The sequence below is a fragment of the Paracoccus sp. PARArs4 genome (assembly GCF_947311865.1).
GTDB classification, from domain to species: Bacteria; Pseudomonadota; Alphaproteobacteria; order Rhodobacterales; family Rhodobacteraceae; genus Paracoccus; species Paracoccus zeaxanthinifaciens.
The window spans coordinates 24287-36756 of record NZ_CAMZMW010000002.1 but is presented as its reverse complement, the minus strand read 5'-3'; the positions used below and the strand labels follow the sequence as shown (position 1 = coordinate 36756).

Annotated in this window: 13 protein-coding genes and 2 tRNA genes; 7 read left to right on the top strand and 8 right to left on the bottom strand. The window is 68.1% G+C overall.

Annotated features, from left to right (window positions below):
• The first annotated feature begins 18 nt into the window (after window positions 1-18).
• Genes fliF through fliP form a run of 4 tightly spaced genes read left to right on the top strand, consistent with a single transcriptional unit; the run spans window position 19 to window position 3093 of the window.
• A complete protein-coding gene (fliF, locus tag QMZ16_RS01625) occupies window positions 19-1581 on the top strand; it encodes a flagellar basal-body MS-ring/collar protein FliF (protein ID WP_282601862.1) in 1563 nt (520 codons plus the stop codon).
• On the top strand, window positions 1578-2144 hold the full coding sequence (locus QMZ16_RS01620) for a hypothetical protein (RefSeq protein ID WP_282601861.1): 567 nt from the start codon (window positions 1578-1580) through the stop codon (window positions 2142-2144). The genes fliF and QMZ16_RS01620 overlap by 4 nt, the downstream gene beginning before the upstream one ends.
• On the top strand, window positions 2132-2386 hold the full coding sequence (locus QMZ16_RS01615) for a FliM/FliN family flagellar motor C-terminal domain-containing protein (RefSeq protein ID WP_022706017.1): 255 nt from the start codon (window positions 2132-2134) through the stop codon (window positions 2384-2386). The genes QMZ16_RS01620 and QMZ16_RS01615 overlap by 13 nt, the downstream gene beginning before the upstream one ends.
• Window positions 2383-3093 (top strand): flagellar type III secretion system pore protein FliP, encoded by a 711-nt coding sequence (gene fliP / locus QMZ16_RS01610; RefSeq protein ID WP_282601860.1) that lies wholly within the window; start codon window positions 2383-2385, stop codon window positions 3091-3093. Before QMZ16_RS01615 ends, fliP begins: the two co-directional genes overlap by 4 nt.
• Here fliP and QMZ16_RS01605 read toward each other — a convergent pair.
• The 5 genes from QMZ16_RS01605 to dapF all read right to left on the bottom strand — a co-directional run bounded on the left by QMZ16_RS01605 (window position 3084) and on the right by dapF (window position 8149).
• The gene (locus tag QMZ16_RS01605; protein ID WP_282601859.1) at window positions 3084-4886 is read right to left on the bottom strand and encodes a 1-deoxy-D-xylulose-5-phosphate synthase; all 1803 of its coding nucleotides are present in this window, start codon (window positions 4884-4886) and stop codon (window positions 3084-3086) included. The genes fliP and QMZ16_RS01605 overlap by 10 nt on opposite strands.
• 29 nt (window positions 4887-4915) lie before the next feature.
• Window positions 4916-5779, bottom strand: coding sequence for a farnesyl diphosphate synthase (locus QMZ16_RS01600; RefSeq protein ID WP_282601858.1), 864 nt, complete (start codon window positions 5777-5779; stop codon window positions 4916-4918).
• Complete coding sequence (locus QMZ16_RS01595) at window positions 5779-6015, bottom strand: exodeoxyribonuclease VII small subunit (RefSeq protein WP_282601857.1); 237 nt, start codon at window positions 6013-6015, stop codon at window positions 5779-5781. Before QMZ16_RS01595 ends, QMZ16_RS01600 begins: the two co-directional genes overlap by 1 nt.
• A 65-nt stretch (window positions 6016-6080) precedes the next feature.
• Window positions 6081-7334, bottom strand: a complete 1254-nt coding sequence (gene mtaB, locus QMZ16_RS01590) for a tRNA (N(6)-L-threonylcarbamoyladenosine(37)-C(2))-methylthiotransferase MtaB (RefSeq protein WP_282601856.1) — start codon at window positions 7332-7334, stop codon at window positions 6081-6083.
• Entirely contained in the window at window positions 7331-8149 is an 819-nt protein-coding gene (dapF, locus tag QMZ16_RS01585) for a diaminopimelate epimerase (RefSeq protein WP_282601855.1), read from the bottom strand. Before dapF ends, mtaB begins: the two co-directional genes overlap by 4 nt.
• Before the next feature lie 108 nt (window positions 8150-8257).
• On the opposite strand from dapF, the gene QMZ16_RS01580 reads away from it, so the two are divergent.
• The 3 genes from QMZ16_RS01580 to QMZ16_RS01570 all read left to right on the top strand — a co-directional run bounded on the left by QMZ16_RS01580 (window position 8258) and on the right by QMZ16_RS01570 (window position 9260).
• Window positions 8258-8333: transfer RNA gene (locus tag QMZ16_RS01580), tRNA-Lys, on the top strand.
• 112 nt (window positions 8334-8445) lie between these two features.
• Window positions 8446-8521, top strand: a tRNA-Lys gene (locus QMZ16_RS01575).
• Window positions 8522-8654: 133 nt separating this feature from the next.
• Window positions 8655-9260, top strand: coding sequence for a hypothetical protein (locus QMZ16_RS01570; protein ID WP_282601854.1), 606 nt, complete (start codon window positions 8655-8657; stop codon window positions 9258-9260).
• Here the strand turns inward: QMZ16_RS01570 and QMZ16_RS01565 are convergent.
• The 3 genes from QMZ16_RS01565 to QMZ16_RS01555 all read right to left on the bottom strand — a co-directional run bounded on the left by QMZ16_RS01565 (window position 9257) and on the right by QMZ16_RS01555 (window position 12328).
• Entirely contained in the window at window positions 9257-10159 is a 903-nt protein-coding gene (locus QMZ16_RS01565; protein WP_282601853.1) for an endonuclease/exonuclease/phosphatase family protein, read from the bottom strand. The genes QMZ16_RS01570 and QMZ16_RS01565 overlap by 4 nt on opposite strands.
• A gap of 103 nt (window positions 10160-10262) precedes the next feature.
• A complete protein-coding gene (locus QMZ16_RS01560) occupies window positions 10263-11723 on the bottom strand; it encodes a hypothetical protein (protein WP_282601852.1) in 1461 nt (486 codons plus the stop codon).
• Window positions 11723-12328 carry a hypothetical protein gene (locus QMZ16_RS01555; RefSeq protein ID WP_282601851.1) on the bottom strand — a complete coding sequence of 202 codons (606 nt, stop codon included), beginning with the start codon at window positions 12326-12328 and terminating at the stop codon, window positions 11723-11725. The genes QMZ16_RS01560 and QMZ16_RS01555 overlap by 1 nt, the downstream gene beginning before the upstream one ends.
• Window positions 12329-12470: the final 142 nt, after the last annotated feature.

Below are 12470 nucleotides of genomic sequence, written 5' to 3'. Positions count from 1 at the left end.
GATTCGAAAGGAAAGGTTTTGCAAAAACTGCAGGACTACTGGAACGAGCGAAGCTCTGCGCAGCGGCTGGTCCTTGGGGCAGCCTTTGCGGCGACATTTCTGCTGGTGGCGGGCTTTGCCTGGCTGGCCAACCGCCCCTCGATGGCGCTGATCTATGGCGGGCTTGACCCGGCTCGCGCGGGCGAGGTGATCGCCGGGATCGAACGCGCGGGCGTCCCCTACGAGGTACGCGGCGACGCGATCTGGGTCGAGGAAGGCGCACGCGACCGCCTGCGCATGGACCTGGCATCCGAGGGGCTGCCCGCGGCCTCGAGCACCGGATACGAGATCCTGGACGGCATGTCGGGCTTCGGCACCACGTCGCAGATGTTCGACGCCGCATATTGGCGCGCGAAGGAAGGCGAACTGGCCCGCACGATCCTGGCCCTGCCCAACGTGGAAACCGCCCGCGTCCACCTGGCGGTCGAGACCGGGCGGGGTTACCGCCGCGACCAGGATTCCAGCGCCTCGGTCACGCTGACGACGAACGGCTCCGCGATCGGGCGCGAACAGGCGGCGGCGCTGCAATACCTCGTGTCGTCCGGCGTGCCGGGCATGCAGGCCGAGCGCGTCACCGTCATCGACAGCAAGCGCGGCATCATCGCCGCATCCGAGGAACGCACCGGCGCCGATCGCGCGGACGAGATGAAGCGCAATGTCGAACGCATCCTGGAACCGCATGTCGGCATCGGCAATGCCATCGTCGAGCTGAACCTGGACCTTGTCACCGAGACCGAGCTGCTGACCGAACAGCGCTTCGACCCCGAGGGGCGCGCGCTGATCTCGACCGTGACCGAGGAGACGACGGACCAGAGCAATTCCTCGGGGCCGGGGCCGGTCACGGCTGCCTCGAACCTGCCCGACACCGAGGATCAGGCCGGCGACACCAGCACCAGCCAGCGCTCCGAGAACCGGCAGCAGTCGAATTACGAGGTCAGCCGCGTCACGCGAGAGGTCTCTCGTCAGCCCGGATCGGTGCGCCGCATGACGGTCGCCGTGCTGGTGAACGGCGCGACGCAGCCGGATGGCAGTTCGGCCCCCCGCCCCGAGCCCGAACTGGAGGCGCTGCGCGAGCTGGTCGCCTCGGCCGTGGGGTTTGACGAGGGGCGCGGCGACGTGATCACCGTCCGCTCGCTGCCCTTCGCGGCCTTCGGCGAGGGCGCAAGCGCCACGAAGCCCGGCCTGCTGGAACGGTTGGCGCTGAACGACCTGGCACGCATCGCGCTGATCGGCGTCTTCGCGCTGCTGGCCATCTGGGCGCTGATGCGGCCTGCCCTGCGCAACCGGCAGCAGCCCGCCCTGCCGATGCTGGACGACAGCCGCCCGCCGGAACCCGCGCCCGCCCTGACCGGCACGATCGAGGACGCGCCCCCCGCGACCCCGGCGCTGCCCGCACAGGCGGAACCCGAACCTGAACCCCAGCCCCTCTCGCTGCCTCCCGCCGATCCGGTCGCGCGCCTGCGCAACCTGATGAAGGAGCGCCAGGACGAGAGCGTGAAGATCCTGTCGGGCTGGATCGACGCGAAGGGGACCGCGAAATGAGCGCCGCCATGTTCCGGCTGGAATCCTTCGCAGCGCCCCCCGCCCCCGAGCCGGTCTTCACCCGCGCCGATCTGGACGCCGCCCGCGCCGCGGGCCATGCCGAAGGTCTGGCCCAGGCACAGGACGAACAGGCCGCCGCGGCAACCCGCGCGTTGACCGCGCTTGCGGGATCGCTGAGCGACGACGACGCGCGACGCGGCGCCCTGCGCGACGAGGCCGTCGAGGCGCTGTCGCCGATCCTGCGCCAGATCCTGCGCGCGATGGCGCCCCCCGCGATCTCGGCCCGGATCGAGGACGCGCTGCGCCACGAGTTGCGGCGACTTGCGGCCGATACCCGCCCCCAGGTCGCGCGGATCGCCTGCGGGCCTCGCCTGCGGGCCATGCTGGATCGCTGCCTTGCCGATACCGGCCTGACCGGGATCGAACTGCAGGACCGCCCTGACAACCGCCTGGTGATCGACCTGCAGGGCGGACGCATCGAATACGACCCCGAACGGGTCATGGCCGATCTTCTTACAATTCTCGACGACATCCAGAAGGACGACACGACATGGACGCGCTGAAGCACCTGATCGACACCGACAACATCCAGGTCGAGGTGACGATCCGCCTCGGGCGGACGCGCCAGACCGTGGCGCAGCTGTCATCGCTGCGGGCCGAGGATGTGCTGGTCCTCGACCAGCCGATCGAGGACGGGGTCGAGATCTGCGTGGGCGACAAGGTCATCGCAAGGGGCGAACTGACCAGCGACGGCTCCGAGGAACGGCTCTGCGTCCGGGTCCTTTCCCCGGTCGGCCCGGCGTGAGGATCGCGGCCTTCGCGCTGGCCGCGCTGCTGCCCGGGGCCGCCGCGGCGCAGGACGCCTTCGGCGACCTGGGCCAGGCCCTGGGGGCGGGCGTCGGTCAGAACGCGGTGCTGCTGGCGGCGGGCCTGACCGCCCTGTCGCTGGCCCCCGGCATCGCGATCATGGTGACCGCGTTCCCGTTCATCGTGACCGTGCTGTCGATCCTGCGCCAGGCCATCGGGCTGCAGCAATCGCCGCCCAACATGCTGATCGTCAGCCTTGCGCTGTTCCTGACCTGGTTCATCATGGACCCGGTCTTCCGGGACGCATGGCAGGTCGCCGCGATCCCTCTGCAGGAGGGGCGCATCGGGATATCAGACGCGCTGATCCGCGGGATCGAGCCGTTTCGCATCTTCATGCAGGGCCGGACCGACCCCGACATGCTGGCCGCCATGGCCGATGTCGCGCCCGGCACGGGCGATCCGGGCGGCCTGTCCGTGCTGATCCCCTCGTTCATGCTGTCCGAGATCCAGCGCGCGTTCGAGATCGGCTTCCTCATCGCGCTGCCCTTCCTGATCATTGATCTGGTCGTGTCGGCGGTGCTGATGTCGATGGGGATGATGATGGTGCCGCCGGTGGTGGTCTCGTTGCCGTTCAAGCTGGCATTCTTCGTCGTCGTGGACGGCTGGGGGATGATCGCGAACGCGCTGGTGCGTAGCTATGGCTGAGGCGGACTGCCCGCGACCGACAGGACCTTCGCCACGATATGCGCGGCGTTCAGGCCCGAACGGTCGTACATCGCGTCAGGGGCGTCGTGATCGACGAAACTGTCCGGCAACACCATCGAACGGAACCGCAGCCCGTGATCGAAGGCGCCCGCCTCGGCCAGAAGCTGGGCGACATGGCTGCCGAAGCCGCCCGTCGCGCCCTCTTCTATGGTGATCAGCGTGGCGTGATCGCGCGCAAGCCGCAGGATCAGGTCGCGGTCGAGGGGCTTGGCAAAGCGCGCATCCACGACGGTCGGGACGATGCCCTGCTCCATCAGCACCTCTCGTGCGGCCATCACCTGACCCAGCCGCGCGCCGAGGGACAGGATCGCGACCCCCGTCCCCTCGGCGATCACGCGACCCTTGCCGATGGGCAGGACCGCACCCCGTTCCGGCAGGTCGATGCCCGTCCCCTCGCCCCGCGGAAAGCGGAAGGCGATCGGGCCCTCGTCATGCGCCGCGGCGGTCGCCACCATGTGCATCAGTTCGGCCTCGTCGGCGGCGGCCATGACGACGAAGCCCGGCAGGTTCGCAAGAAAGGCGATGTCGAAGGCGCCCGCATGGGTCGGCCCGTCCTGCCCGACCAGCCCCGCGCGGTCGATCGCGAAGCGCACCGGCAGCCCCTGGATTGCCACGTCATGCACGACCTGGTCGTAGCCACGCTGCAGGAAGGTCGAATAGATCGCGCAGAAGGGCCGCATCCCCGCCGCCGCCAGACCGGCGGAGAAGGTCACCGCATGCTGCTCGGCGATCCCGACATCGAAGCAGCGGTCGGCAAAGCGTTCCGCGAACTGCTTCAGGCCCGTGCCGTCGGGCATCGCGGCGGTGATGCCGACGATGCGATCGTCGCGGCCGGCCTCGTCGATCAGCGCGCGCGCGAAGACCGAGGTATAGCTGGGCGCGTTGCCGGTCGACTTGTCCTGACGGCCCGTCCGCAGGTCGAACTTGGCGGTCGCATGGCCGCGATCTGCCGCGGCCTCGGCCGGGGCATAGCCCTTGCCCTTCTTCGTGGCGACATGGATCAGCACCGGCCCTGTCGCCGTTTCACGGGCATGCCGCAGCGTCGCCAGCAGCGCATCCATGTCATGCCCGTCGATCGGCCCGACATAGGCCAGGCCCAGCTCCTCGAACATGGTCGGGCCGATGGGCGATCCGCCCTCCAGCCGCGAGAGATAGGACGACAGCGCCCCGACCGGATGCGCGATGGACATGCCGTTGTCGTTCAGCACCACGAACAGCCGCCGGCCCAGATGGCCCGCGTTGTTCAGCGCCTCGAAGGCCATGCCCGCGCTCATGGCGCCATCGCCGATCACGGCGACCGCATCGCCCGGATCCCCGCCCAGCTCGCGCGCCATCGCGAAGCCCAGCGCCGCCGAGATCGAGGTCGAGCTGTGCCCCGCGCCGAACGGATCGAACGCGCTTTCCTGCCGCTTGGTGAACCCCGACAGCCCGCCGCCCATGCGCAGCGTGCGCATCCGGTCCCGCCTGCCCGTCAGGATCTTGTGGGGATAGCATTGATGCCCCACGTCCCAGACGATCTTGTCTCGCGGCGCGCGAAAGACGGCGTGCAGGGCGACCGTCAGCTCGACCACGCCCAGCCCCGCGCCCAGGTGACCGCCCGTGCGGCTGACGATGTCGATGGTCTCGGCCCGCAGCTCGTCCGCCAGCAGGCGCAGCTGCGCATCGTCCAGCGATCCCAGGTCGGATGGCTGCTGGACGCGGTCCAGGATCGGGGTGGCGGGTCCGTCGGTCATCATATTGCCCCTTGGCGGGAAGGCGGCGATCAGCTGTCGCGTTCGATCACGAAGCGCGCCAGGTCCCGAAGGTTCCCCGCCGCATCGCCATAATCCGCCAGCGCGTCCTGCCCCGCATCGGCCAGGCGACGCGCCTCGGACCGCGCCCCCTCGAGGCCCAGCAGCGAAACGAAGGTCGCCTTGTTGGCATCCGCATCCTTGCCGACGCGCTTGCCGGTCGCGGCCTCGCAGCCCTCGACGTCCAGGATGTCGTCCGCGATCTGGAAGGCCAGCCCGACGGCCTGCGCATAATCGTCCAGCGCGGCAGGGTCCGCCCCCGCCATCAGCGGCCCGGCGGTCGCGGCAAAGCGGATCAGCGCGCCGGTCTTGCCACCCTGCAGGCGGATGATCGCGTCCAGGTCCAGCGGCACGCCCGAGGTCTCGGCCGCGATGTCCAGCGCCTGACCCCAGGCCATGCCCGCAGCCCCCGATGCCTGCGCCAGCGACCCGACCAGCCGCATCCGCGCCGCATCGTCGCCGACGCGCGGATCGGCAAGCAGCTGGAAGGCCAGCGTCTGCAGCGCATCGCCCGCAAGGATCGCGGTCGCCTCGGTCCATTTGACGTGGACGGTGGGCTGACCGCGCCGCAGGTCGTCGTCATCCATCGCGGGCAGGTCGTCATGGACCAGGCTGTAGGCGTGCAGCGCCTCGACCGCGGCGGCGACGGGCAGCGATGCGTCGTCGTCCAGCCCGTGCAGGCGCGCGGATTCCATCACCAGGAACGCGCGCAGCCGCTTGCCACCCTGCACGGCATAGCGCATTGCATCGGACAGATCGCCCGCGGGCAGCGCGTCGATGGCGGCGTTCAGCTCGGCCTCGACCAGGGGCCGGATCTCGGCCAGGCGGGACTGCATCACAGGCCCTCGGCGGGCTCGGTTCCGGTCGGCTGCCCGTTCGCGGCAAGGGTGATCTTCTCGACCCGCTCCTCGGCCTCGCGCAGGCGGGTTTCGCAATGGGCGCGCAGCGCCGCCCCGCGTTCATAGAGCGCGATCGAGTCCTCGAGCGTCGCCTCGCCGGTTTCCAGCTTGCCGACGGTCGCCTCCAGCTCGCGCATGGCTTCCTCGAACGAGAGGGTCTGGATATCGCTCATGGGGCCTCCTGCTGCCTGTTCGGGCCAACATAGACGGCATCCCGACCGGATGCCATGGGGCTGCGTCAGACCGTCAGGCGCGTGCCGTCATGGCCCGCGATCGCGAGGTCCATGATCGTGCCCTCGGGCTGGTCGGTGTCGAAGGCCACTTCGGTGAACTGCTCGGTCCGTCCGATGCGCGGGCCTTCGGTCAGCACGCGATGCGTCCGCCCGACCTGCGCGTCCAGGTGGCGGCGCAGCGCGGCATCGCCCGCCTCGCGCAGGCGCGCGGCGCGGTCGCGGATCGCGGGGCCCTTGACCGCCGGCATCCGCGCGGCGGGCGTGCCCTTGCGCGCGGAATAGGGGAAGACGTGCAGGAAGGTCAGATCGCAATCGGAGACCAGCTTCAGGCTGTTCTGGAACATTTCCTCGGTCTCGGTCGGGAAACCGGCGATGATGTCGGCCCCGAAGACGATATCGGGGCGCAGGCGGCGTGCCTCCTGGCAGAAGGCGATGGCGTCGTCGCGCAGGTGGCGGCGCTTCATGCGCTTCAGGATCATGTCGTCGCCCGCCTGCAGCGACAGGTGCAGATGCGGCATCAGGCGCGGTTCGGTGGCGATGGCCAGCATCAGGTTCTCGTCGGCCTCGATGGAATCGATGCTGCTGATGCGCAGGCGCGGCAGATCGGGGACAAGGCGCAGGATGCGCATGACCAGATCGCCCAGACGCGGGGTGCCGGGCAGATCCGCGCCCCAGCTGGTCAGGTCCACGCCGGTCAGCACGACCTCGTTGAAGCCGCGCCCGACGAGGCGCTTGATCTGTTCGACCACGACGCCCGCGGGCACGCTGCGCGAATTGCCGCGGCCATAGGGGATGATGCAGAAGGTGCAGCGGTGGTCGCAGCCGTTCTGGACCTGCACATAGGCGCGATGCCGACCGAAGCCGTCGATCAGGTGCCCCGCCGTTTCCTTGACCGACATGATGTCGTCGACGCGGACCTTTTCCGTCTCGCCGATCAGGTCGGGGGCGCGCAGCTGGGTCCAGGTCTCGGGCTGCATCTTCTCGTGGTTGCCGATCACACGCGTGACCTCGGGCATGGCGGCGAAGGTCTCGGGTTCGGTCTGGGCCGCGCAGCCGGTGACGATGACCGGCGCGCCGGGGTTCTCACGCGACAGGCGGCGGATTTCCTGACGCGCCTTGCGGACGGCCTCGGCGGTGACGGCGCAGGTGTTCACGACCACGGCGCCCGACAGGCCCGCGGCATCGGCCATCTCGCGCATGGCCTCGGTCTCGTAGGCGTTCAGGCGGCAGCCGAGGGTGGAGAAGACGGGTGCGCTCATGCCGACCACCAATCCGCGGTGAAGGTTCCGGAAAAGACATGCGCGGTCGGGCCTTCCATCCAGACCCCGTCCTCGCGCCAGTCGATATGCAGGACGCCCCCCGGCACGTTCACCTTGACGCGCCGACCCGTCAGCCCGCGCCGCGCCGCAGCCACCGCCGCCGCGCAGGAACAGGACCCCGAGGCCAGCGTCGGCCCCGTGCCGCGTTCCCAGATCCGCAGGGTGATCTCCTCTCGGGACAGGACCTGCACGACCTCGACATTGGTGCGTTCGGGATAGAGCGGGTGATGTTCCATCCGCGGACCGAATTCGGCCAGATCGACCGAGGCCGCGTCATCCACGAAGAAGGTGACATGCGGATTGCCCATGCCGGTCGCAACCGGATCGCCCTCGATCGGCAGATGGTCGATATCGACATCCTGGGCCAGGGGGATCGCGCGCCAGTCCAGCACCGGATGTCCCATGTTCACGCGGGTCAGCCCGTTCCCGGCATCCTCGGCGGTCAGGACAGCATGATCGGTGCGCAGGCGCAGGTCGGACCTGCCGGTCTGGTCCAGCAGGTGCCGCGCGATGCAGCGCGTCGCGTTCCCGCAGGCGCCGCTGCGCGACCCGTCGGCGTTCCAGAAGACCAGCCGCGCGTCGGACCCGTCATCGTCATGGATCGTCGCCAGCTGGTCGAAGCCCACCCCCATGTGGCGGTCCGCGATGCGCGCAACGTGACCGGGCGACAGGGCCAGGGCCGAGCCGCGCAGATCGATCACCACGAAATCATTGCCAAGCCCATGCATCTTCATGAAGGGCAGCGGGGGGGTCATGTCAGCTGTCATGGCCGGCATATAAGGCCGTTGAAAAGAATTTGCCAGACATGTCGATTTTGCGGTTGACGCCCCCGCCCCCCGACCGTAGATACCCCCCCGTGCGATGGGCCCATAGCTCAGTTGGTAGAGCAACTGACTTTTAATCAGTGGGTCACAGGTTCGAATCCTGTTGGGCTCACCACTGAACTTTCTCATGAAAATTCAAAGACGCTCGATGCCGCCCCCGGGTCGGTTTCCCGCGTTTATCGCCTTGACCTTGGCCGCGACCGATCCTAGACAGCGCCCCGTGCGATGGGCCCGTAGCTCAGTTGGTAGAGCAACTGACTTTTAATCAGTGGGTCACAGGTTCGAATCCTGTCGGGCTCACCACTGAACCTTCCGGAATCACAAGCGATGCGCGCCCTCCCGCAGGGCGTTCACCTTGATCTTCCGCAAGTTTCGAAACCCGCTGCCCCCCTGCACGTTCGCCCCGGAACAGGATGCGCGACGCGAAGGGGGCGGAATGCCGGATTGGATCAGCGACAACATCAGCGCCATCCAGGCCGGGGCGGCGCTTCTCAGCGCGCTCGTCTGGATCTTCTATCTTCAGATCATCGTGTCCGGCCTCCGGCGCCAGCGCCGCAGCGAGATCCTGATCACGCTGGCGGGACGGATGGATCTGTCGGCCTGCATGCTGATCAGCAATCTGGGGTTCGAGCCGATCTATGTTCTCGACATCCTCGTGCGCAGCCTGCGTGGCGACGACGAGGCCGTGGTCTCGGTCGTGGATCGCATCGACCCCGATGCCGACGATCAGGAAACGCTGCAATCCCCCCTCAAGACCGGCGAACACGTGAAGGCGGGCCGGCTGGACGAGATGCTGCGCCGCGCATCCTGGTGGGCCGAGTTGAACAGCCATCCCGACAAGCTGCAGCGGATCGAGGTGACAGTCGCCGCCGTCACCGCAGCGACCAGCAGCATCGTCGCCGCCCGCCGCGTGTTCTTCGTCAGCTGCAAGGACGGCAAGGTCCGCATCAGGCCCGACGGGCTCTATGCCGAACAGATCCGCAGCAGACGCGGGCGCCGGCGGATCGAGAAGCAGCTGGAGGGCATGCTGGACGACCGCTAGCGATAGTCGAGATCCGCGACCAGCGGATAGTGGTCCGACGGCCAGACCCCGCCCGGTGCCTCTCGCAGCAGGACGGGGCGCGCGGCGTAATCCATCCCCGGCGCAAGCAGCACGTGGTCGATGGCCGGAAAGAGGTTGATCCCCCGGTTCAGGTGATAGCTGGCCCCGGCGGCGGGCCACAGCGCAAGCCCGGCCTCCTGCAGCTTGGTCGCGGTCTTGCTGCCGCGGATGGCGTTCAGGTCGCCGATCACCACCAGGTGGTCGCCCGCGGCGATCCATGGCGCGATCCGTTCAGCCACCAGATCGGCCGAGCGCAGCCGGTTTTCCCCGCTGCTGTAATCGAAATGCACGTTCAGCACGCGCAGCCGCCGCCCGTCGCGATCCTGCAGCAGCGCCCATGACGCGAATGCAGGCCAGTTGCCGTCGAAGCTGCGGGAATAGATAATATCGGGCGTCTCCGAGAAGAAGAACCAGCCCTGATCGACCAGCCGAAACCTGTCGCGGCGATAGAAGATCGGCTGGGTCGAGGGGAAATCGCGCCAGTCCCCCGTCGCCGCGGCCGCATAGGCGGGCAGCTGCTCCAGCAGGTAATCGCGCGCCAGGTTGACCGAGCCGTCACCGCGACGAAAGCTCTCCATCTCCTGGAAGGCGACGATATCCGCGTCGATCGAACCCAGCTGCGCCGCCATGGCCCCCTTGCGGCGATCCCATCCCGCGACCGACCACGGCCCGCCCTCGCGGTCCAGGACGATGTAATGCGTGTTGAGGCTTGCGATGCGCAGCTGCCCCTGTCGCGGCACCGAAGCCTCGACCCCGCGCGAATGCCAGAGATGCGACCCGCCCAGAAGAACAACGGCCGCGATCAGGATCCCGAGCAGCAAGGAGGTAAGTTTTCGCATGACCGCCCGTATCATTCCGCACCGACGACGGGCCAACCGCAAGGTCGCCCGCCGACCAGGATAATGGGAAGCGACCGGCGCCGGTTCAAGCTGGCAGCGCGGCTCAACCTTGCAGCAGGATCAGCATCACTCCTGCAATTGCGCCTGTGCCCAGGATCGAAAGGGCCTGCAGGTTGCGGGTCCGGTTGGCGGCCAGCTGCGCCGCAGTCGGACGGAATCGCGACACGGCAATCGGCGCGACGCCAAGCGCACGTTCGACCTGACGAGAGGTCCGCATCACCGGGTTCGCCATTTCCAGCGCGAAGCCAGCCATCAGGGCCATGAAGATGCTGACCGCCAGACCAAGCGCCGCCGTCCGCTTGCGGCCCGAACTGATCGGCAATTCCGGGGTGGCCGCGCGTTCCAGCACGATCATCCGCTCTCCGTGATCGTTGGCGATCAGCTGTGCGTCCAGTTGCGCGGCGTTCAGCCGCTCGGCCACCGCCTGCCGCTGCGCGCTGAGCAGCTCGCGGCGGCGGTCGAATTCCTCGAGCTGGGCGGCGACCTGCGGCATGGCTGCGATGGCGGTGTCGATCTCGACCAGCCTGCGGTCGATATCCGTCCCCTCACCCTGCAACGCGGCCTCCTGCTCGTCGATCAGCCTGATCTGCTGCAAAACGCCGGGAGAGGTCGTTTCGTACTGACCGGCACGCAGCTCCTCGATGGCCGTGGACAGGCGGCGGACTTCGGGGTGATCGTCGGGCAGGCTGCGCCGCGCCTGCGCCAGATCGACCTCCAGCTTGCGCAGCTGCTGGAGAACGGTCGTGCCCTCGTTTTCGGTATCGTCGGCGACCTGCAGGGCCAGCCGTTCGCGTTCCAGCGATTGCCGGCTGCGCGCAAGCGTCACGCGCTGATCCTGCAGCCGTGCACGTTCCGTCGCGAGAAGTTCGATGTTGCTGGGCAGCGAATCCGTGTTCTGGTCGCGGAAACGCTCGGCCGCGCCTTCCGAGGCGGCAATGCTTGCGTCCATTCGGTCGCCCTCGTCCTGCAGGGCCTCGATCAGGTCCTGCAGGCGGGCCGCCCGTGTCTCGCGGTCACCCTCGAGGATCTGGCTGGCCATATCGTTGGCCAGATCCGCGGCAGTAGAAGGTTGGTCGGCCTGCACCGTCAGGATGAGTGCGGAGATACCGGACATGCCCCCCGGCGCGCCTGGCATCGAGGGGACGAAATCGACGCTGACGCTTTCGCGGAACAGGCCGATCTTCTCGTTCGTGGGCATGCCGGCCGCCCCGTCGAACATCTCGAAGCGGTCGATCATGTCCAGCACGTTGCTGCGCGACATCAGGCGCTGCTCGATCAGCCGCAACCGACCCGCGGTTTCCGAAACGGCCGCCGCACTGCCGGCAGCGGCGCCGTTGATCATCGACGGCTCGAGCTGGATGACGGTGATGGCCTCGTAGCTGTGGGGCTGCGACAACGCCTGATAGAGAGAGGCCAGCACGCCGACCACGAAGACTGCCGCGATGACCGGGCCGCGCCGCAGCAGCATGCTGACAAGTTCCTGAATGCCGACGATGGGACCCATCACGCTTCTCCGTTATGCAGGAACAGGCCCAGAAGCGGGCAGATGTCGTTGATGCGCGTCTCGCATTTGCGGATCTCGGGCGCGACGTCGGAACGGCCGTCCACAGCCAGGACGACCGATTGCGCCATGTCCATGGCCGCAAGGCCCGCATCGCCATCCAGCAGCGGCGGCAGATGCAGCAGGGTGATGTCGGGCAGCAGCAGTTCGACCTGCTGGCTCAGCCGGGTGCGGAACCCCTCTCGCATCAAGGTTGTCGCTGCATGCTCGACCGGCGCGGGAACGGTCAGCAGCGCAAGGTTTTCCCGCAGCTTCCAACCGTCCAGTCCCTCGGGATCATTCGCCCGCGCGTCATGGCCCAGCATTCCCAGGATGGGTTGTCTTGCAATGTCCAGATCGATCAGGATGACGCGGCAATCCGCCCGCCTCGCTTCCGAGAAGGCAAGGTTCAGCGCGGTCTGAGGACCGGCGGCCCCGGCATGCGCCTGCGTGATCCCCATGCGCGTCCAGCCGCGCGGCGCGGCAGCGGTCTGCATGCGGGTCCGCAGAAGGTCGTATCCTTCGGCAAGAACATGGTTCGGTCCGTCGGCGATGGGGCCCCGAAGCATCTCTTCCTCGGGCAGCGGCAAGGTCTTGAGTTTTCCCCAGCTCGACGGTGCACGCACCACCTGCCAACTATCGCCACCGTCCATCGTGAAAACCGCTCCAAATTACAAATGACACGCTTATAGCACAGCGATAAAACACCAG